The 21,630-nt window shown below is 65.5% G+C and carries 14 protein-coding genes; 9 read left to right on the top strand and 5 right to left on the bottom strand.

Annotated elements, in window-relative coordinates; all coding sequences use genetic code 11:
- Positions 1-31: 31 nt before the first annotated feature.
- The 5 genes from ACTG4K_RS14815 (at position 32) to ACTG4K_RS14795 (ending at position 6,723) form a co-directional block, all read left to right on the top strand.
- Entirely contained in the window at positions 32-2,026 is a 1,995-nt protein-coding gene (locus ACTG4K_RS14815; RefSeq protein ID WP_439114982.1) for a DNA topoisomerase IV subunit B, read from the top strand.
- 135 nt (positions 2,027-2,161) lie between these two features.
- A complete protein-coding gene (gene parC, locus ACTG4K_RS14810) occupies positions 2,162-4,513 on the top strand; it encodes a DNA topoisomerase IV subunit A (RefSeq protein ID WP_439114981.1) in 2,352 nt (783 codons plus the stop codon).
- A 4-nt stretch (positions 4,514-4,517) separates the two neighbouring features.
- Positions 4,518-4,691, top strand: a complete 174-nt coding sequence (locus tag ACTG4K_RS14805) for a hypothetical protein (protein ID WP_439114980.1) — start codon at positions 4,518-4,520, stop codon at positions 4,689-4,691.
- 6 nt (positions 4,692-4,697) lie between these two features.
- The gene (locus ACTG4K_RS14800) at positions 4,698-5,975 is read left to right on the top strand and encodes an amino acid deaminase (protein WP_439114979.1); all 1,278 of its coding nucleotides are present in this window, start codon (positions 4,698-4,700) and stop codon (positions 5,973-5,975) included.
- A 202-nt stretch (positions 5,976-6,177) separates the two neighbouring features.
- Complete coding sequence (locus tag ACTG4K_RS14795; protein WP_439114978.1) at positions 6,178-6,723, top strand: phasin family protein; 546 nt, start codon at positions 6,178-6,180, stop codon at positions 6,721-6,723.
- Positions 6,724-6,814: 91 nt separating this feature from the next.
- Here the strand turns inward: ACTG4K_RS14795 and ACTG4K_RS14790 are convergent, their stop codons facing one another.
- The 5 genes from ACTG4K_RS14790 to ACTG4K_RS14770 all read right to left on the bottom strand — a co-directional run bounded on the left by ACTG4K_RS14790 (position 6,815) and on the right by ACTG4K_RS14770 (position 15,305).
- Entirely contained in the window at positions 6,815-7,261 is a 447-nt protein-coding gene (locus ACTG4K_RS14790; protein WP_439114977.1) for a GNAT family N-acetyltransferase, read from the bottom strand.
- A 49-nt stretch (positions 7,262-7,310) separates the two neighbouring features.
- Positions 7,311-7,781: a RidA family protein gene (locus tag ACTG4K_RS14785; protein WP_439114976.1), complete on the bottom strand. Its 471-nt coding sequence runs from the start codon at positions 7,779-7,781 to the stop codon at positions 7,311-7,313.
- A gap of 198 nt (positions 7,782-7,979) precedes the next feature.
- A complete protein-coding gene (locus tag ACTG4K_RS14780) occupies positions 7,980-9,023 on the bottom strand; it encodes a transglutaminase family protein (protein WP_439114975.1) in 1,044 nt (347 codons plus the stop codon).
- Between the two features lie 2 nt (positions 9,024-9,025).
- Positions 9,026-11,710: a circularly permuted type 2 ATP-grasp protein gene (locus tag ACTG4K_RS14775; RefSeq protein ID WP_439114974.1), complete on the bottom strand. Its 2,685-nt coding sequence runs from the start codon at positions 11,708-11,710 to the stop codon at positions 9,026-9,028.
- A gap of 91 nt (positions 11,711-11,801) precedes the next feature.
- Positions 11,802-15,305, bottom strand: a complete 3,504-nt coding sequence (locus ACTG4K_RS14770; RefSeq protein ID WP_439115113.1) for a DUF2126 domain-containing protein — start codon at positions 15,303-15,305, stop codon at positions 11,802-11,804.
- 183 nt (positions 15,306-15,488) lie between these two features.
- Between ACTG4K_RS14770 and ACTG4K_RS14765 the strand changes: the two genes are divergently transcribed.
- From ACTG4K_RS14765 to ACTG4K_RS14750, 4 genes are all read left to right on the top strand, one after another.
- On the top strand, positions 15,489-17,936 hold the full coding sequence (locus ACTG4K_RS14765; protein ID WP_439114973.1) for a DNA internalization-related competence protein ComEC/Rec2: 2,448 nt from the start codon (positions 15,489-15,491) through the stop codon (positions 17,934-17,936).
- Positions 17,937-18,045: 109 nt separating this feature from the next.
- Positions 18,046-19,485 carry a circularly permuted type 2 ATP-grasp protein gene (locus ACTG4K_RS14760; protein WP_439114972.1) on the top strand — a complete coding sequence of 480 codons (1,440 nt, stop codon included), beginning with the start codon at positions 18,046-18,048 and terminating at the stop codon, positions 19,483-19,485.
- 159 nt (positions 19,486-19,644) lie between these two features.
- Positions 19,645-20,607, top strand: a complete 963-nt coding sequence (locus ACTG4K_RS14755) for an alpha-E domain-containing protein (protein WP_439114971.1) — start codon at positions 19,645-19,647, stop codon at positions 20,605-20,607.
- A gap of 81 nt (positions 20,608-20,688) precedes the next feature.
- Positions 20,689-21,525 (top strand): transglutaminase family protein, encoded by an 837-nt coding sequence (locus ACTG4K_RS14750; RefSeq protein ID WP_439114970.1) that lies wholly within the window; start codon positions 20,689-20,691, stop codon positions 21,523-21,525.
- Positions 21,526-21,630: the final 105 nt, after the last annotated feature.

The following is a 21,630-nucleotide window of genomic DNA, read 5'->3' as shown; positions in this document are numbered from 1 at the left end:
AAATGACGGCGCGCGCACTACAATGCCGCGCATGACAGAGAAACCCGCCGCCCCCAAGTCCGTCGCTGCCAGTGACGCTTATTCCGAAGGTTCGATCCGTGTCCTCAAGGGACTGGAGCCGGTCAAGCAGCGCCCGGGCATGTACACCCGCACCGACAACCCGCTGCACATCATTCAAGAAGTGCTGGACAACGCGGCCGACGAAGCGCTGGCCGGCCATGGCAAAAAGATCAAGGTCACGCTGCACGCCGACGGCTCGGTGAGCGTGGAAGACGACGGCCGTGGCATCCCGTTTGGCCTGCACCCGGACGAAAAAGCGCCGGTGGTGGAGCTGGTGTTCACCCGGCTGCACGCGGGCGGCAAGTTCGACAAAGGCAGCGGCGGTGCTTACAGCTTCTCTGGCGGCTTGCACGGCGTGGGCGTGAGTGTGACCAACGCGCTGTCGACCCGGCTGGAAGTGACGAGTTACCGCGAAGGCCAGGTGGCGCGGTTGGCTTTTTCGGCGGGAGACGTGATCGAGCAACTCGTGATCGCGCCCAGGGGCGAGGGCGACCGCAAGCTGGGCACCACGGTGCGCGCCTGGCCCGACTCGAAATACTTCGAGTCGGCTGCGCTGCCCATGAACGAGCTCACACATCTGTTGCGTAGCAAAGCGGTGCTGATGCCTGGCGTGACGGTGACGCTGGTGAACGAGAAAACCAAAGACACGCAGGTGTGGCTCTACAAGGGCGGCCTGCGCGACTATTTGCAGCAAACCCTGCACGGAGAACCTGTCATTCCGCTGTTTGAGGGCGAAGGTTTTGCCGACAGTGCCCACGACAGCTTTGCCGAAGGCGAGGGCGCCAACTGGTGCGTGGCCTTCACCGAAGACGGCCAGCCGGTGCGCGAAAGCTACGTGAACCTGATCCCCACCAGCGCTGGTGGTACGCACGAAAGTGGCCTGCGCGACGGCCTTTTCCAGGCGGTGAAGGCTTTCATCGAGATGCACGCCCTGCTGCCCAAAGGTGTGAAGCTCCTGCCCGAAGACGTGTTTGCCCGTGCCAGCTATGTGCTGAGCGCCAAGGTGCTCGACCCGCAGTTCCAGGGCCAGATCAAGGAGCGCCTGAACTCCCGCGACGCGGTGCGCCTGGTGGGCAGTTTTGTGCGCCCGGCGTTGGAGCTGTGGCTCAACCAGCACGTGGACTACGGCAAGAAGCTGGCCGAACTCGCCATCAAGGCCGCACAGTTTCGCCAGAAGGCCGGCCAGAAAGTGGAAAAACGCAAGGGTTCCGGCGTGGCGGTGTTGCCCGGCAAGTTGACCGACTGCGAAAGCAAAGACCTGGCGCAGAACGAAGTGTTTCTGGTGGAGGGCGATTCGGCTGGCGGTAGCGCCAAAATGGGCCGCAACAAAGAAAGCCAAGCTATTCTGCCGCTGCGCGGCAAGGTGCTGAACACCTGGGAGGTGGAGCGCGACCGCCTGTTTGCCAATAACGAAATTCACGATATTTCGGTGGCCATCGGCGTCGACCCCCACGGTCCGCTGGACACGCCCGACATGAGCGGCCTGCGCTACGGCAAGGTCTGCATCTTGAGCGACGCCGACGTGGACGGCTCGCACATCCAGGTGCTGTTGCTGACATTGTTCTTCCGCCATTTCCCCAAGCTCATCGAAGCCGGCCATGTGTACGTGGCGCGCCCGCCGCTGTTCCGGGTGGACGTGCCAGCACGCGGCAAGAAGCCAGCGCTCAAGCAATATGCGTTGGACGACGGCGAGCTGCACGCCATCCTGGACAAAGCCGAAAAAGACGGCGTGAACCGCGACAAGTGCCAGATCAGCCGCTTCAAAGGCCTGGGCGAAATGAACGCCGAGCAGCTCTGGGACACCACGCTCAATCCCGACACCCGTCGCCTGATGCAGGTCAACCTCGGGGCCATGGACTTCGCCGCCACCGAAGCGCTCATCACCAAGCTCATGGGCAAGGGCGAAGCCGCTTCGCGCCGTGAACTCATGGAACTGCACGGCGACTCGGTGGAAATCGATATTTAGGGTTGGACCACCCCCGCGCCGCTTCGCTTCACACCCTCAAGGGGGCAACCTCTGCGTCCCGGCAAAGCCGGTTCCGCGATGTTCCCGAAAAGCCCTTCTGGTGCGCCAATTGTTTGCACGAATGCCTGAACCCACATGAACGACATCACCCAACTTGATCTCGCACCGGCGGATCTGCCCGGCGAAGACAACCTGGCCACTTACGCCCAGCGCGCTTACCTGGAGTACGCGCTGTCCGTCGTCAAGGGCCGCGCGCTGCCCGACGTGTGCGACGGCCAGAAGCCGGTGCAGCGCCGCATTCTGTACGCCATGGACCGTATGGGTCTGGGGTTCAGCGGCCCCAACAACAACACGGCGGCCAAGCCGGTCAAGAGCGCCCGCGTGGTGGGCGACGTGCTGGGCAAATACCACCCGCACGGCGACAGCGCGGCCTATGACGCGCTGGTGCGCATGGCGCAAGACTTCAGCCAGCGCTACCCGCTGATCGACGGCCAGGGCAACTTCGGTAGCCGCGACGGCGACGGCGCGGCCGCCATGCGCTACACCGAGGCGCGGCTGGCCAAGATCACCGGCCTGCTGCTCGACGAGATCGACGAAGGCACGGTGGACTTTGTCCCCACCTACGATGGCTCGTTTCAAGAACCAAAGCAGCTCCCGGCGCGCCTGCCGTTCAACCTGCTCAACGGCGCCAGCGGCATTGCGGTGGGCCTGGCCACCGAAATCCCCAGCCACAACCTGCGCGAAGTGGCCGACGCCTGCGTGGCGCTGATCAAAAACCCGAAGCTCACCGAAGACGAATTGCTGGCTATTGTTCCCGGGCCCGACTACCCCGGTGGCGGCCAGATCATCAGCCCCGCTGGCGACATTGCCGACGCTTACCGCACTGGCCGTGGCAGTCTCAAGGTGCGCGCGCGCTGGAAGATTGAAGACCTGGCCCGCGGCCAGTGGCAGCTGGTGGTGAACGAGCTGCCACCTGGTGTGAGCACCCAGCGCGTGTTGGAAGAGATCGAAGAAATCACCAACCCCAAGGTGAAGGCCGGCAAAAAAGCACTGAGCCAGGACCAGACACAGCTCAAAGCCAGCCTGCTCATGGTGCTGGACGGGGTGCGCGACGAATCGAGCAAAGACGCGCCGGTGCGCCTGGTGTTTGAGCCCAAGAGCAGCCGCATCGAGCAGCAAGAGCTCATTACCGCGCTGCTGGCGCACACCAGCCTGGAAAGCTCGTCGCCCATCAACCTGACCATGATCGGGCTGGACGGCCGCCCCACGCAAAAGAGCCTGCGGCTCATGTTGAGCGAATGGATTGAATTCCGCCAGACCACCATTACGCGCCGCACGCAGCACCGGCTCAACAAGGTGCTCGACCGCATCCACATTTTGGAGGGCCGGCAGTTGGTGTTGCTCAACATCGATGAGGTGATTGCCATCATCCGCCAGAGCGACGAACCCAAGGCCGCGCTGATCGAACGCTTCAAACTGAGCGACCGCCAGGCCGAAGACATTCTGGAAATTCGCCTGCGCCAGCTCGCGCGGCTCGAAGCCATCAAGATTGAGCAAGAACTGAGCACGCTGCGCGAAGAGCAAGGCAAGCTGGAAGACATTTTGGGCAACCCCGGCAGCTTGAAGCGCCTGATGGTGAAAGAGATCGAGGCCGACGCCAAAACCTTTGCCGACCCGCGCCGCACGCTGATTCAGGCCGAGAAAAAGGCCGTGGCCGAGATCAAGGTGGTGGACGAGCCGGTCACGGTGGTCATTTCCAGCAAAGGCTGGGTGCGCGCACGCACCGGCCACGGGCACGAGGCCGGCAGCTTCGCCTTCAAGGCCGGCGACGGCCTGTACGGCACCTTCGAGTGCCGCACAGTGGACGCGCTGATCGTGTTTGGCAGCAACGGCCGCGTGTACAGCGTGCCCGTGGCCAGCTTGCCCGGCGCCCGGGGCGACGGCCAGCCCATCACTACGCTCATTGAGCTGGAAAGCGGCACCCAGCCACTGCACTACTTTGCCGGCCCGGCCAACGCCACGCTGCTGCTGGCCAGCACCGGTGGTTACGGGTTTTTGGCCACGGTGGACAACCTGGTGTCGCGCCAGAAAGCCGGCAAGGCCTTCATCAGCGTGGGCGAGGGTGAAACCATTTGCGCGCCATCGCACGCCGCCCACACCTCGGGCGGTCAGCCGCTGTTGCCCGCCACACACGTGGCCTGCGCCTCCACCGGCGGGCGCATCCTCACCTTTGAAATGGCCGAACTCAAGGCGATGGAAAAAGGTGGACGCGGTCTGATGCTGATCGACCTGGACGCCAAAGACACCTTGGCCGGAGCGGCGGCTTATACCCGCAGCGTCAAGATCGAAGGCATCGGCCGCGGCGGCAAGGAGCGCGACGAAACGCTGGAAATTCGCAGCCTCAACAACGCCCGCGCCGCCCGTGGCCGCAAAGGCAAGGCGGCCGACCTGGGCTTCAAGCCCAACCGCATCACGCGGGTGGAGTAAGGGCATGGATACGACCGCCCTGTTCATCATCGTGGCCAGTGGTGTGCTGGCTTTTATCGTGGCCCGAGCCCTCGGTACACGCTTTCGCGCCCGGCGTGCTGCCTGGCAGGCTCAGCAGCAGCTGGCCGGGCAAAGCCGCCAGGTGCGGCGGGCGCAGGCGCGCAAGAAACGCAACTGAAGCGCCATGCCCGCCGCGCTCACCTTCGGTCCCCATCTCAAGGGCTTCCCTGCGGGCCAGGCGCCACTATGGCGTGAACAGATCACCCAGCAAGGTTGGCAGTTGTTGCGCGGCGACCTGGCTTTGCCGCTGGCCGTGCTCAAGCAGAGCGCGTTGCAGCACAACCTGCACTGGATGCGCAATTTCTGTGTGCAGCGCGGCCTGTCCATCGCGCCGCACGGCAAAGCCAGCATGTCGCCCGAGCTGTGGCAGATGCAGCTGGACGCGGGCGCCTGGGGCATCAGCTTCGCCACCGTTTTCCAGGCGGCAGTGGGCGCGCGCCACGGTGTACCAGTGGTACTGATCGCCAACCAGGTGATCCAGCCTGCCGAGCTGGACGCGCTGGCACTGCTGCATGCCGAGCGGCCCGCGCTACGCTCGCTGTTTCTGGTGGACTCGCTCGGGCAGGTGGATGCCATTGAAGCCTGGGCTGCGGCCCGTGGTTTCAACGAGCGGTTGGAGGTGCTGCTGGAATTGGGCATGACCGGCCAGCGCACCGGCTGCCGAACCGCAGAAGAGGCGCGCCAAATCGCACGGCGCATCCATGCCAGCCCGGCGCTGCAGCTGGCCGGCATTGAATGCTACGAAGGCACCACCGCCGCCTGCGACCACGCCAAAGACCGCGCCACCGTGCAGCACCTCATGGACCGGGTGGACGCGATTGTGCGAGAAGCCATTGCGCAGGGGTGGTTCGCTCACGAAGAAATCATTCTCAGTGCCGGGGGCTCTGCCATTTTTGACCTGGTGGCCGAACGGCTCACGCCCCAGCTGGGCCGCCCGGTGCGCGGCGTGCTGCGCTCAGGCTGTTACCTCACGCACGACCACCAGCGCTACACGCGCTACCTGTGCTGTGTGGGCGAGCGGCTGAACCTGCGGGAAACGCTGAAGCCCGCGCTGGAAGTGCTGGCCTGCGTGCAGAGCCAGCCCGAGCCCGGCCTGGCGCTGCTGGGCATGGGCAAGCGCGATGTGTCTTACGACCTCGATCTGCCCCAGCCGGTGTGGCGCTCGAACGGCCGGGGAGGGGCAACGCAGCCGGTGCCGAGCCACTGGCACATAGACGCCCTGAACGACCAGCACGCCTACCTGCGCTACGATCCGGCCGCGCCCGAAGCCGAGTGGCCCCGGCTGGGCGACACCGTGGCCAGCGGCATCTCGCACCCCTGCACCACGTTTGACAAATGGCGCTGGCTACCCGTGGTGGACGATGGGTACTGTGTGGTGGACGCGGTAAGTACCTGGTTTTGAGCGTTACAGCGGGACACCCCGCGTGTACCGATGTGACATAGTTGGGGGAATGCCCCTAACTTTGTTGCAGTGCAGCAAAAATGCTTGCCATCCTCGGGAATACCCGTAGAATTGCGATCATGCTGCACTGCAACATAAATCGGCGATCCGATGCATGTTCAACCGGCGGCTCCTCTGTCACATCCACTTTAAGGAAACCGAAATGAACAACCCTGCCGACCAAATCATCGCCGCCAACAAAGCCAACATGGAAGCCTTCGAAGGCGCCTTCAAAAAGGCCTTCGCCGGTGCAGAAAAGCTGGTCGAACTCAACATGGCCGCTTCCAAAGCCGCCGTGAGCGAGTCCTTCAGCCACGCCAAAGCCGCTATGTCGGCCAAGACGCCCCAGGAATTCATGACGCTGCAAACCGGCTTCTTCCAGCCCCTGGCTGAAAAGTCGACCGCTTACTTCCAGCATGTGCAGAGCATTGCCACCGAAGGCAGCGCCGACATCACCAAGCAGATCGAAGCCAACATGGCCGACGCACAGAAAGCCTTCGGCGCTTCGGTGGACCAGCTCGTGAAGAGCGCCCCTGCCGGTACCGAAACCGCTGTGGCCGCTTTCCAGAGCGCGTTGAACAACAGCCAGAAAGCTGTTGAGTCCGCCCAGGCCAGCATCAAGAAAGCCACCGCAGCGGCCCAAGCCAACTTTGCTGTGGCCACCAAGCAGACCACCGACATGGTGAAAAAGGCCGCCAAGGCTGTCTGATACCGGTTTGGCGCAAATGGCTCTCGGGCCGTGTCATACCCCCAAAAAAAGAGGCTCCTTCGGGAGCCTCTTTTGCGTTGTACCGTGCGGGTCAGGAAACGGCAGCCCCGCCCACGCGCCTGGTGTAGGCCAAAAAAATACGCTCTCGCACCCAGCCCAGCGACTCGTAGAGCGCCTGAGCTTTCAGATTGGTCCGCGCCGTGGTGAGGTCCATTCGTACCCTTCCGTCTGCGAAAGCCCGTGCCTCGGCTGCCAGCAACAGCAGCCGACCGGTACCCCGTTTTCGTGCAGGCGGCGACACAAACAAGTCGTAAAGGGTGTAGGTGGGCGCAGCCTCCACCGAGCAGAACGAGGGAAACATTTGGCAAAAGCCGACCAACTCGCCCGATGCCACTTGAGCCACCAACACCACCGATTCTCCTCGCTCGAAGCGTTCGTGCAAAAAGCGCTGCGACAGTGCGAGGTCCGGGGCCTGCTCGTAAAACTGGCGGTACTGGTCAAACAGTTTTGCCACAGCCGGCAATTCAGTGGCTTGCATGGGATGAACCGACACAGACATAGACCACTGCAATGTGGGTGGCTTTGACTTACCCCAGTTCGGCGATCAACTCAATTTCGACACAGGCACCCATCGGGATCTGCGCCACGCCAAAGGCACTGCGGGCGTGGGCGCCGGCTTGGGGGCCGAAGACTTCTCCGAAGAGTTCGCTGGCGCCGTTGGTGACGAGGTGTTGTTCGGTGAAGGTGCCGGTGCTGTTAACCAGGCTCATGACTTTGACGATGCGTTTGACGTCATCGAGCGTTTTGCCCGTGGCCAGGCAGGCGGCGGCCAGGGTGCCCATGAGGTCAATGGCGATGGCTCGGGCGGCGGCTTTGCCTTCTTCGGTGTCCATGGTCAGACCGAGCTGGCCGACCCAGGGTTTGCCGTCTTTTTTTGCGATGTGGCCGCTGAGGAAAACGAGGTTGCCGGTTTGCACGAAGGGCACGTAGGCGGCGGCAGGAATGGCGACGGGAGGCAGCTCAATGCCGAGCTGGGACAGTTTGGTGTAGACGCTCATGGGGTGGTCTCCTGAATGGGGGAAAGCGGTTTGAATAGAGCGTTTCATTCTAGCGACCGGGCCTAGGCTGGACCCGCTGCATGAAGCAAATTCATGGGGTGGTGCGGTGGCTGCGGGGCTTTGACAGTCTCAGCCGCAACGGTCGTTGGTGCTCGGCCCAAGTGGCAAGCCGGGGTGGGCCCGACGGGTGCTTTGGGCTCAGTTGGCTGGCGCTTGTAGCGCGGCCAGTTCTTCGGGTGGTGCCACGGTCACGCCCACTTCCAGGGTGTGCCGGGCGCCGCCCTGGATGACGCCGCGCATGGGCGACACGTCGGCAAAGTCGCGGCCGGTGGCGAGGGTGACGTAGTCTTCGCCGGGGCTGCCCCAGCCGCAGCGGTTGTTGGTGGGGTCGAAGTCAAACCAGGCGCCGGCTGCCCCGGTGGACGGGCTTTCTGCGCCGGCTTGCGGTTCCTCTTCGCGCTCGGTTTCCGTGGGGTCTGGGTCTTGCGGGGCGCGGCGCGCATCGCGGCCCAGCATGTCTGGCGGGTAGGGCACGTACACCGATACCCAGGCGTGCGATGCGTCGGCGCCGATGAGGCGGGGCTTGCCGGGTGGCGGCTGGGTGAGCAGGTAGCCGCTCACATACCGCGCGGGCAGGCCCAGGCTGCGCAGGCAGCCTAGCATGATGTGGGCAAAGTCCTGGCAGACGCCTTTGCCTTGCTCCAGTGCCTGCAGCGCCGGGGTGTTGACTTCGGTGCTGGCGGTTTCGTATGTCAGCTCGGTGTGGATGCGTTCCATGAGCGCTCGTGCCGCTTCGAGCATGGGCATGCCAGGCTTGACCGCGGGGCGGGCGAAGGCGGCAAAAGCGTCGTCGCGCGGCACGTAGGGTGAGGCAAACAAAAATTCGCTGGCCGGGTCAAACGGGGCTTGGGCGCGGTAGCGGAAGTGTTCACGCACGCGCTCCCACGTGAGCTTTTGCCAGGCCGCGCTGTGGGGCAATTCCGATGGCGCGCAGGTCAAGACGGCGCTGTCGGCTTGCACGGTGAGCGTGTCGTGGGGGGCTTGCAGTGAAAAGAAGGTGCGCAAGTTGCCAAACACGTCGGTGGTCTGGCTGCGGCTGGCAGGTTCGGGCGTGATGCGCAGCGTGTGCTCTAGCACCCGCTGGCCCGCCGTGTTCACTGGCGACAAATGCACCATGTGCTGCGCCATGTCGATGCTGCCCTGGTAGCGGTAGGTCGTGCGGTGGATGATGCGAAGCAACACGCTCAGGCTCCCAGACTCTGGTTTTGCCGGTCGGCGTGGCTGAAGTGCAGGCGCGAAATGTCGTTGGACAGGTTGCCGGCGGCCAGCTCGCAGGCATCCAGCAGCGTAGCCAGGTCGCCCCAGGTGCGCTGGCCGTCGGCCGAGCGTTGCCAGCTGCTCAGGTCGTGGAGCAACCAGGTGTCGGGGTCGGGCAGGGCCATCGCCAGTTCGGCGTCTTGCGGAGTGGCGCTCTGGGCCAGCTTGGCCAGGCGCGAGCGCAGGGTTTGTACCACCCAGGCGAGCGAGCGGGGGTTGTCGCGGTCGAGCACTAGCAGATCGATCAGGGCGACCATGTCGCGCCGCTGCTGGTACATGGCGTGAAAGGTGATGGTGCTGTCAAACAGCGCCACCACCGCCTCAAAGCCTTCGGCGTCGTGCAGGCAGTGGTGTTCCAGACCGAGCATGAGCGCGCGCGACAGGGTGATGAGCCTTTCAATATGGCGGCCCACCGAGAGCAGGCGCCAGCCGTCGTCGCGCACCATGCGGTCGGTTTGCGAACCGGTGATGGCGGCCAGCAGTTCGCTGGCGTTTTGCAGCGCGCTCAGGGCTTCGGCGGTGGCGTATTCGGCGTCGGTGGACAGGGCGGCGCAGTCGCGTGCAAAGGCGGCCTCGGTGCGCTCGATCACGTTCCAGTGTTCTTGCGACAGGCGTTCGCGCACCTGCGCCGCCGAGGCCTTGAGCGCCCGCAGGTTGAAGCCCACGCTGAACGACTGCGCCGCCTGCGGGCTGCCCGCTGGTGGCGCCAGCGCTGCAATGAGGCTGCGGGCAAACACGCGGGGCGACTGCGCGGCGCCGGGCACGTCGGGCAGCACCAGCGAGTGTTCGCGCGCGGTGGCCGACAGCCAGGCCATGAGCGCGGGGGAGCTGGGTTCTTCCCCGCTCAGCTGGTTCAACACGATCTGCGCGAGCCGGATGCTGTTTTCGGTGCGTTCGGTGTAGCGGCCGAGCCAAAACAGGTTTTCAGCGGCGCGGCTGGTGACGGGGCGTTTCTGGGTGGCAATGGCGAGTGTGCTGGGCGCTGACTGCAGCAGCGTGGTGCGGTCGACCGCGCCTTCGGTGAGCACCCAGCAGTCGGCGCTGCTGCCGCCGCGCTGCATGGCGGCAATGAGCTGGCCGCGCGGCGCCAGCCGCACCAGGCCGCCCGGCAGCACGCGCCAGCTTTGCGGGCCGTCAGCCAGGGCAAACACCCGCAACATGGCCGAACGGGGCGCTATGGCCCCCACACCCGGCGTTGCCTGGCCGCCCGAGGAGGTGCCGTTGTTTTTGGGGCGTCCCGGCGAACCACCGATGCGCTCGTCGGCCCAGGTGGGCGTCTGGCTGAGCGGCAGCCAGGCCTGCACGGTGTAGTCCTCGGGGTGGCGCACCATGCGGCCCGACCATTCGTCGAGTTCGCGCGCGCTCAGGCTCTGGCCCATAGCGGTTTCCAGGCCCGAGCGCGGGTAGGTGGGCTTGATCACGCTGCCCTTGAGCAGCGGCAGCACCTCGCGCAGGGCGGCGTCTTCACCGCACCACCAGGTGGCCAGCGACGGCAGGGCCAGCTCTTCACCCAGCAGGTGGCGGCTGATGGCGGGCAGGAAGCCCAGCACGGCGCTGGATTCGAGCGGCGCCGAGCCGGGTGCGTTGGCCAGCAGCAGGTTGCCCGCGCGCAGCACCTGCAGCAGGCCGGGCACACCCAGCGTGGAGTCGGAGCGCAGTTCAAGCGGGTCTAGCCATTCGTCGTCCAGCCGCTTGATGAGCGCGTGCACTGGCTCCAGGCCTTTGAGCGTCTTTAGGTACAGGCGCTGGTCGCGCACGGTGAGGTCGTTGCCCTCCACCAAGGTGAGGCCGAGGTACCGCGCCAGGTAGGCGTGTTCAAAATAGGTTTCGTTGTAGGGGCCGGGCGTGAGCAGGGCAATGCGGGCGTTGTCACCCTCAGGCGCCATGGCCTTGATGCCGTCCATGAGCGCGCGGTAGCTGGCGGCCAGGCGCTGCACCTTCATGTCGGCAAATGCTTGCGGGAACTGGCGCGAGATGGCGATGCGGTTTTCAAGCAGGTAACCCAGGCCCGACGGTGCCTGGGCGCGCTGGCCCACCACCCACCAGCGGCCATCGGGGCCGTGCGCCAAGTCAAACGCGACGATGTGCAGCCAGGTGCCACCGGGTGGCTGCACGCCTTGCATGGCGCGCAAATAGCCGGGGTGGCCTTGCACCAGCGCGGCGGGCAGCATGGCCCGTTTGAGCAGTTCGCCCGGGCCGTACAGGTCGGCCATCATGGCGTTGAGCAGGCGGGCGCGCTGCAGCACACCGGTTTCTATGTGGGCCCAGTCTTGCGGGTTGATGATGGTGGGAAACAGGTCGAGCGCCCAAGGGCGCTGCTGGCCTGTGGCGGCGTCGGCGTAGACGTTGTAGGTCACGCCGTTGTCGCGCACCTGGCGCTGCAGGTTGTCGGCGCGGCGGTTCAGGTCGGTAAAACCTTCGGCGCCCATGTGCTCGAAGAAACTGGCCCAGTGGGGGGCCAGTGCATCTTCAGCGGCGGCTTGGCCGGGCCTGTGCTGGCGCAGCTCGTCGCGGTGGCCGGCGTCGGCCGGTAGGGACAGTGACAAAGCCCAGTCCCCGGGCTGGCCGGGGCTGGGCTTGTCGAGTGGCGGGTCGGATGCTTCTGTGTTCACTGCGCCCGAGTATGCCCGCTGGGTAGCGGGCTGCCCGTGCACAGGTGAAACCCCAGGTGTTTCCTTCACAAGTTTCTACGACCGCTGGTGCTCAGGTGCGCAGGTCGAGTGTGCACGGAAATTCCCGGCTCGATGCAGCGGGCGTGACCACCAGTTTGCCCGGTGTGTGGCCCATCTGGAAGAAGCGCGACATGCGCCGGCTTTCGGCCTCATAGGCGTTGATGGGGAAGGTGTCGTAATTGCGCCCGCCGGGGTGGGCCACAAAGTACTGGCAGCCGCCCAGCGAGCGCTGCATCCAGGTGTCCACGATGTCAAACGTGAGTGGTGCGTGTGCAGGAATGGACGGGTGCAGGGCCGATGGCGGGCTCCAGGCCTTGTAGCGCACGCCTGCGACGTAGTCACCCACGGTCCCGGTGCTGTGCAGCGGCAGGGCGCGGCCGTTGCAGGTGATCACATGGCGGCTGTCGTTCCAGCCGCTCACCCGCACTTCAATGCGTTCCAGCGACGAATCCACATAGCGCACGGTGCCGCCCGGCGCGCCCTCTTCACCCATCACATGCCAGGGCTCCAGGGCGCTGCGCAGGGTGAGTTCGATGCCGCGCGCAGCCACCTCGCCCACCAGCGGGAAGCGGAACTCGAAGTGCGGCTCAAACCAGGCCGGGTCGAAGTGGTAGCCAAAGTCGGCCAGGTCGGTGAGCACGTCCTGGAAGTCCATGCGCACATAGGTGGGCAGCAGGTAGCGGTCGTGCAGCTCGGTGCCCCAGCGGGTGAGCTTGCCGTGCCACGGTTGTTGCCAGAAGCTCGACACCAGCGCGCGCAGCAGCAGTTGCTGGGCAATGCTCATGCGGGCGTGGGGCGGCATCTCGAAGGCGCGCAGCTCCAGCAGGCCCAGGCGGCCGGTGGGCGCGTCGGGCGAATACAGCTTGTCAATACAAAACTCGCTGCGGTGGGTGTTGCCGGTCACATCGATCAGGATGTTGCGCAGCGTTCTGTCAACGAGCCAGGGCGGCATGTCCTGCCCGTAGGTCTGGCGGTTTTTCTCGATCTGCGCCAGCGCAATTTCCAGCTCGTAGAGCTGGTCGTTGCGGGCTTCGTCCACCCGAGGCGCCTGGCTGGTGGGGCCAATGAACATGCCACTGAACAAATACGACAGGGAAGGGTGGTTGTGCCAATAGGCCACCAGGCTGCCCAGCAGCTCGGGGCGGCGCAGAAACGGGGAGTCGGCCGGGGTGGCGCCGCCCATCACAAAGTGGTTGCCGCCGCCGGTGCCGGTGTGGCGCCCGTCGGTCATGAACTTTTCGGCACAGAGCCGGGTTTCGTGGGCCGCGCCGTACAAAAACTCGGTGTGGTCCACCAGCTCGCCCCAGTTGTGGGCGGGGTGGATGTTGACCTCGATCACGCCCGGGTCGGGCGTGACCTGCAGCGTTTTCAGGCGTGGATCGCGCGGTGGCGGGTAACCCTCCAGCACGATGGCCATGCCCAGCTTCTCGGCTGTGGCTTCCACGGCCGCGAGCAGGTCCAGGTAGTCTTCCAGCCGCTGCATGGGCGGCATGAACACGTAAATGTGCTGGTTCTTGCCACCACCCACTTTTTCGGCCTTGGGGCCGTTGGCACGGTGCGGGTCGCGCGTTTCCACACACAGGGCGGTGCGGGTGAGCCAGGCGGCCGATTCGTTGCGCTGCGGAAACTGGGCCGACAGCGGTTGCGCCGGCGCTGCGCCGGGGCCGGGTTGGCCGGGGCGCAGGCCGTCCACGGCAGGGCCGGTGGCGTTGTAGTCCATACCCTGCAGGGCCACGGTGCCCCCTTCGGCAAAACCGCCGCCCGCCTGGTGCGGCGACACCTGGTGCTTCACGGTGGCGCCTTTGGGCAGCGGGTCGCGGGCGGTGTGCGGGTCTTGTTCAATGTGGTACGGGTAGTCGCCGGCCGACACCCAGGGCAGCGAGTCCAGTGGCAGGCGGTAGCCCATGGGGGAGTCGCCGGGCACCAGGTACATGCGCTCATCACGGAAAAACCACGGCCCGGTGGACCAGCGGGTGCCCGAGACGCGGTGGTAGGCACCTTTGCCGGTGTTGGACAGCGGGCCGTCGCCGTCGGCCTGCAGCGGCAGCACAAAGCCCACCGTGGCGTCCAGACCCTGGGTGAACACGCGGCGCAGGCGGGCACGCTCCAGCTCGTCGTCCAGCTTGGCGTCAAACGGGTCCACGTTGACCGGCAGGCGGCGCTCGCGCCACAGGTAGTACCAGGTGTCCTCGTAGCCGGGTGTGATGTATTGGGTGGACAGGCCGAGCTTGCGGGCCAGCGCCTGCGTGAAGCGCCGGGCGTCTTCCGCGTCAAAGCGGGCCTGGTCGCGCTCGTCGGCCAGCAGCGCCGGGTTGTTCCAGCAGGGCTCGCCGTCGGCGCGCCAGAACAGCGACAAGGCCCAGCGCGGCAACTGTTCGCCGGGGTACCACTTGCCCTGGCCCATGTGCACGAAGCCGCCCGCCCCATAGCGCTCGCGCAGCCGGCCGAGCAGCTCGGTGGCGTAGCCGCGCTTGGTGGGGCCCAGGGCGTCGGTGTTCCATTCGGCGGCGTCGCGGTCGGCGGTGGCCACGTAAGTGGGCTCGCCACCCATCGTCAGGCGCACGTCGTGCTTGTCCAGGTCGGCGTCCACCGCTTCGCCCAGGGCCAGCACGCTGGCCCATTGTTCTTCGGAGTAAGGCTTGGTCACGCGGGGTGACTCGTACACCCGCGTCACACCCATGTGGTGGCTGAATTCGACCTCACACTTGTCCATGGCGCCTTCCACCGGCGCCGCGCTGGACGGCTGCGGCGTGCAGGCCAGCGGAATGTGGCCTTCGCCGGCCAGCAGGCCTGACGTAGGGTCCAGCCCGATCCAGCCAGCGCCGGGCAAAAACACCTCGCACCAGGCGTGCAGGTCGGTGAAATCTTGTTCGGGGCCGTTGGGGCCGTCGACCGACTTCACGTCCGACTTGAGCTGGATCAGGTAGCCCGACACAAAGCGCGCCGCCAGGCCCATGTGGCGCAGTATCTGCACCATCAGCCAGCCTGTGTCGCGGCAGGAGCCGCTGCCCAGCGTGAGCGTTTCCTCCGGCGTCTGCACGCCAGGCTCCATGCGGATGGTGTACGAAATATCGCGCTGCAGCATCTGGTTCACGTCGACCAGAAAGTCGATGGTGCGGCGTTCGGTACGGTCCACCTTCGTCAGGTAGGCCTGCAGCAGTGGTGTGACCGGTGCGGTGGCCAAGTAGGGAGCAAGCTCTTGAAGCTGGGCTGCGTCGTAGGCAAACGGAAACTTCTCGGCCTTGGGCTCCAGAAAGAAGTCAAACGGGTTGTGTACCGCCATTTCCACCACCAGGTCGATGGTGACCTTGAATTCGGTGGTGGGCTCGGGGAACACCAGGCGGGCCTGGTAGTTGGCAAACGGGTCTTGCTGCCAGTTGATGAAATGGTCTGCTGGCTCGATGCGTTGGGAATAAGACAACACCTTCGTGCGGCTGTGTGGCGCAGGGCGCAGGCGCACCACCTGCGGACCGAGTTTGACCAGGCGGTCGTACCGATAATGGGTGATGTGGCTCAGGGCAACATGAATGGCCATGCTGGTGTCTTTCAACAGGGGGGTAAAAACAATGAATTCGCTGGCGCGCGCGTTGCCGTCACGGCCTTTGCCCATGCTAGCAAGTCTTGCGCCAGACGGCTATGACTGCTGGCCAAGCCCCGCCACCGCCAGACGGCCGAAGCGCCGCCTGTTTTGTCAGCGTCGCCTTGGCGCGGCGTGAGCATGGCGCACCCCAGCCTGATTTTCTTGCTGGCCTGGATGCTCGGGGTGGCGCTGCAGTTGCAGCAGGCGACCCTGTGGTCCTTGGGGGTGTATGCGGGTTGCTTGCTGTCTGCTGGGCTGCTGCTGCCGTTGGGGCTTGTCGGGTCTGCGCGGGTGGGCTCGCGTGGTTTGTTGCTCGGCGCGCTGCTGGCGGGTGCGCTGGCCGGCCTGGGTCTCACGGGTGCCCGCGCTGCCCACCACGCCGCGCAGGCCATGCCCCACCACTTGCAGGGGCTGGACCTGGTGGTGACCGGGCGCGTGGCCTCGCTGCCGCGGCGCACCGAGCTGGGCGAGCGCTTTGATCTGGTGGTTGAAACCGCCACCCGAGCCGGGCAGCCGGTACCTTTGCCCGAGCGCCTGCAGCTGAGCTGGTATGGCAGCGCCGCGGCAGCGTTTGAAGAGGCCAGCGCCGGCACCCGGCAAAGCCCTGGTCTGCGCGCCGGCGACCGCTGGCGCTTCACTGTGCGCTTGCGCAGCCCGCATGGCAACGCCAACCCGCATGGCTTTGACCGCGAACGCCAATTGTGGGAACAAAGCATTGGCGCCACCGGCTATGTGCGCAACGGCCCGCGAGACCCCGCTCCCCAGCGCCTGGGCCGCACAGCCTGGCATCCGCTGGACGCAGCCCGCCAGTGGGTCAGCGAGCGCATTGACGCGCAGGTGGGCGATCCCCGCAGCGCCGGCGTGCTGGCGGCGCTGGTGGTCGGCGACCAAAGCGCCATCGAGCGCGCCGACTGGGACCTGTTTCGCACCACCGGCGTGGCCCATTTAATGAGCATTTCCGGCCTGCATGTGACCATGTTTGCATGGTTGGCGACCGCGCTCATGGGCGTTTTGTGGCGGCGTCTGGCTCGGGTGCGGCCGCAGGCCTTGCTGGCGGTGCCCGCCCCGCTGGCGGCTGGTGTGGGCGGGGTGGCGCTGGCCACCGCTTACGCGCTGTTTTCGGGCTGGGGCGTGCCTTCTCAGCGCACGGTGATCATGCTCGCGGTGGTGGTGGGCTTGCGCCTGTCGGTGCGGCGCTGGCCGTGGCCGGTGGTGTGGCTGCTGGCCATGGTGGCGGTGCTGTTGCTGGACCCCTGGGCCTTGCTGCAGCCGGGCTTTTGGCTGAGTTTTGTGGCGGTGGGTATTTTGTTTGCCACCGATCCAGGGCAACCCCTGGCCCGTGCGGCACAGGCCGAGCAGGAACCGCGAGCCCGGCGATCCCTGCGCGCCGCTGGCGGGCTGCTGCGCGAACAGGCGGTGGTCACGGTCGCACTGGCCCCGCTCACGTTGCTGTTGTTTGGCCAGTTTTCGGTGGTGGGCTTGCTGGCCAACTTGTTGGCCATTCCGTGGGTCACGCTGGTCATCACGCCGCTGGCCATGCTGGGCCTGGCTGTGCCGCTGCTGTGGGAAGCCGCCGCCCTGGCCGTACAGGCGCAAGCCGCGGTGTTGCAGTGGCTGGCCCAGTGGCCCTGGGCCGCCATTTACCGGGCCATACCGCCCGCGCCGCTGGCGCTGGCCGGGGTGCTGGGGGGTGTGTTGCTGGTGCTGCGCCTGCCCTGGGCGGTGCGCGGTGCTGGGCTGCTGCTGGTGTGGCCGGTGCTGCTGTGGGCGCCGCTGCGCCCCGCCTTGGGGCAGTTCGAGTTGCTGGCGATGGATGTGGGGCAGGGCAGCGCTGTGTTGGTGCGTACGGCCCGGCACACCCTGCTTTACGACACTGGGCCGCGCTACAGCCCTGAGAGCGATGCTGGGCAGCGCGTGATCGTGCCATTGCTGCGCGTCCTGGGTGAGGCGCCCCACACCGTGGTGGTGAGCCACCGCGACAGCGACCACGCCGGCGGCATGGCTGCCGTGCGCAGCGCCTGGCCGCAGGCGCGGTGGCTGTCGTCTTTTGACGCCGAGCCCGCGCAGCGTTGCGTGGCCGGACAGCGCTGGCAATGGGACGGGGTGGACTTTGAGGTGCTGCACCCGCAGCCCGCGCACTATGGGCCCGACGGACAGGGCCTGCTCAGCAGCAACGCCATGTCGTGCGTGCTGCGCGTTGCAAGCGCCCAGCACAGCGCCTGGCTCGGGGGTGACATCGACGCCGAGCAGGAAACCCGCCTGGCCCTGGCGCAGCCCGATGCGCGCGCCACCGTGTTGCTGGCGCCGCACCACGGTAGCCTCACGTCCAGCAGCCCGGTGCTGCTCAACACCCTGCGCCCGCGCTGGGTACTGGTGCAGTCGGGCTACCGCAACCGCTTCAACCACCCGGCGCCTGCGGTGCTGGAACGCTACCGCCAGCGGGCCATGCGCTGGGTGACGTCGGCCGAATGCGGCGCCGCCACCTGGCGCAGCGCTGAGCCCGATGCGGTGCACTGCCAGCGAGACGTGGCCCGGCGGTACTGGCACCACCCGGCGCCGGCATTCGCGGCGACGCAGCGCGATTGAACGCGGTTTCGCAACGGCTTCCCAGGTTTTTCTTTTGCACCGATTCGAGGCCGAGTTGGCGACGCCTGGCCCAGTCCTTGCTATGCTGTAACCAGGAGAGAAAACGCCCATGAGCCGACCCATGTTTGATGAAATGAACACCTCGCCCACCGAGGTGCGTGCCCATTACGAAAACTACGCCCGCTGGCTGGCGCAGCAGCCCGAGGAGGTCATGGCGTCGCGCCGTGAAGAGGCTGAAATGATCTTCCGCCGCGTCGGCATCACCTTTGCGGTGTACGGCGCCAAAGACGAAGACGGCTCGGGCACCGAGCGGCTGATTCCGTTTGACCTCATTCCCCGCATCATTCCAGCCAAGGAATGGAGCAGCATGGAAGAGGGTCTGGTGCAGCGCGTCACCGCGCTCAACCGCTTCATTCACGACGTGTACCACGAGCAGGAAATCATCAAGGCCGGCATCATCCCGGCCGACCAGATTTTCCAGAACGCCCAGTTTCGCCCCGAAATGATGGGCGTGGACGTGCCAGGTGGCGTTTACTCGCACATCTCGGGCGTGGACATCGTGCGGGCCCCGAACGCCGCCGGCGAGGGCGAGTACTACGTGCTCGAAGACAACCTGCGCGTGCCCTCGGGCGTTTCCTACATGCTGGAAGACCGCAAGATGATGATGCGGCTGTTCCCCGATCTGTTCGGCCAGAACCGCGTGTCCCCGGTGGCCCACTACCCCGACCTGCTGCTCGAAACCTTGCGCGCCGTCAGCCCAGCCACCACAGCCGAGCCCACAGTGGTGGTGCTCACGCCCGGCATGTACAACAGCGCCTACTTTGAACACGCCTTTTTGGCCCAGCAAATGGGCATCGAGCTGGTCGAAGGCCAAGACCTGTTTGTGAAAGACAACTTCGTCTACATGCGCACCACACGCGGGCCGAAGCGGGTGGACGTGATCTACCGCCGGGTGGACGACGACTTTCTGGACCCGCTGGTGTTCCGTCCCACCTCCACGCTGGGTTGCGCGGGCTTGCTGGGCGTGTACCGCAGTGGCAACGTGGCCATTTGCAACGCGGTGGGCACGGGCGTGGCAGATGACAAATCCATCTATCCCTACGTGCCCAAGATGATCGAGTTTTACCTGGGCCAAAAACCCATTTTGAACAACGTGCCCACTTTCATGGGGCGCAACCCTGAAGACCTGAAGTACATGCTCGCTCACATGGAAGAGCTGGTGGTGAAAGAGGTGCATGGTGCGGGCGGCTACGGCATGTTGGTGGGCCCGGCGTCCACCAAGGCCGAGGTGGAAGAGTTCCGCGCCCTGGTGAAAGCCAAGCCCGAGGGTTACATTGCCCAGCCCACACTGAGCCTGTCCACCTGCCCCACCTATGTTGAGAGTGGTGTGGCGCCGCGCCACATTGATCTGCGTCCTTTTGTGCTCAGCGGCAAAGACGTGCAGATGGTGCCCGGGGGCCTGACCCGCGTGGCGCTGAAAGACGGCTCGCTGGTCGTCAACTCGTCACAAGGCGGCGGTACAAAAGACACATGGGTGCTGGAAGACTGATCCCCCCGCGCAGCAGCACCGGCATGCACCCCCGCTCTGCTTCGCGTCACCCCCTCAAGGGGGCGGCACCAGAGGCCTGGCCAAGCCGGTTCCTCGGTGCCGCTGGAATGAATCACTTTTTGCGCTGCTTGTGTGGCGCTGTTTGCCGGAGTTATTGAAATGCTGTCACGCACCGCCGACCATTTGTTCTGGATGTCCCGCTACACCGAGCGCGCTGAAAACACCGCGCGCATGCTCGACATCAACTACCAGACCTCGCTGCTGCCACAGTCGGCCGCTGTAGCCCAAGTGGGCTGGGAAGGCCTGCTGGTGATCAGCGAGCTGATGCCCAGCTACACCGCCAAATACGGCAAGGACATCACGCCGCGCAACGTCATGGACTTTATGGTGCGCGACGAGTCCAACCCGTCGAGTATCTGTTCGTGCCTGCGCGCCGCGCGTGAGAACTCCCGTGCCGTGCGGGGTGCGCTGACCACAGAACTGTGGGAAACGCAAAATTCCACATGGCTCAAACTGGCGGGCTATCTCAAGTCCAAAGACTTCGAACGCGATCCCGGCGCATTTTTTGAATGGGTCAAACACCGTTCACACCTCTCTCGCGGCGTGGCCATTGGCACCATGCTGCAAGACGAAGCTTTTCACTTCTACCGCATGGGCACTTTTCTGGAGCGTGCCGACAACACCGCGCGCCTGCTGGACGTGAAGTTTCACGCCGTGCAAAGTGACTTTTTCGGTGCAGCCAGCGAGCTGGACCAAGAGTACGACTTCTACCACTGGAGCGCCATTTTGCGCAGCGTGAGCGGCTTTGAGGTCTACCGCAAGGTGTACCGCGACGTGATCACGCCCGAGCGCGTGGCCGAACTGCTCATCTTGCGGGCCGACATGCCGCGCAGCCTGGCCGCGAGCCTGAACGAAGTGGTGAACAACCTCAGCGTGGTGGCCAACGACCATTCCAGCGAAACCCTGCGCCGTGCTGGCAAGCTCAAGGCCGACCTGCAATACGCCCGTATTGACGAAATTTTGTCTACCGGTTTGCACGCCTTCCTGACGCAGTTTCTGGACCGCGTGAACGAACTGGGCGGACGCATCAGCCAGGACTTTCTGGTGCCGACCACGCACTGAGCTGCTGATCGGTTCACCAGCAGATATGCCCATGCGGGGCGTGCACAATGCGCGCTGACCCGAGCACGCCCCTACGCCCGCATGAAACTCCACATCAGCCACACCACCCGATACACCTACAGCCAGCCGCTGCTGTATTCGTTGCAAACCCTGCACCTGTGGCCTGCCAGCGGCCCGTGCCAAACGGTCGAGCAGTGGGACATTCGCACGCCCGGCACCCTGCACGCCCAGCCCGACGGCCAGGGTAACCAGGTACACAGCTTCAGTCTGGTCGCCCGTGCCGAAGCGGCCTTGAAGCGCATCACCGTGATCGCCCAGGGCCAGGTCACCACCCACGGTACAGCCGCGTTTGCCGACAACGGCCGTCTGCCACCGGCATTTTTTCTGCGGTCCACCCCGCTGGCCGAACCGCACCCCCGCATGGCCATGTGGGCGCTGCAAACCGTGCCAGCCCTGGTGGCAGCGCGTGCGCGTGGCGAGCAGCCCACCGTGGCCGATCTCGTGGCACTGGCCAGCGCTGTGGCCGACAAAGTGCAGTACCGGCCAGGCAGCACCGGCGTGGAAACCACCGCGCTGGAAGCGTTTGACTGGGAGCTCGGCGTGTGTCAGGACCAAGCCCATGTGATGGTGGCCGTGTGTCGCAGCATCGGCTTGCCGGCACGTTATGTCAGCGGCTATTTCTTCGCCGAAGGCGAGCCCGAGCTGGCCAGCCACGCCTGGGTGGACGTGTGCACCGATCTCCAGGCCAGCCACTGGCTCAGCCTGGACGTGACCCACCGCTGCCCCACCGACGAACGCCGCATACGCCTGGCCGCCGCCACCGACTACACCGCTTGTTTGCCCATCAAAGGGCTGCGCCGAGGCGGCGGTGAGGAGCGCATGACAGTGGACATCCAGATTGAACCGCTGGCAGGCTGACGCCGCGCCCGACACCTCAGCGGCGTTCCAGCAGCGCCTGTATGGTTTCTCCCAGCTCAATCACCGCCAGCGCGTAGTAGCTGCTCCAGTTGTAAAAGAGTTCTA

The sequence above is a fragment of the Hydrogenophaga sp. genome, from assembly GCF_965657535.1.
Taxonomy (GTDB): Bacteria; Pseudomonadota; Gammaproteobacteria; order Burkholderiales; family Burkholderiaceae_C; genus Hydrogenophaga.
This window is presented reverse-complemented; position numbering and strand designations above follow the sequence as displayed.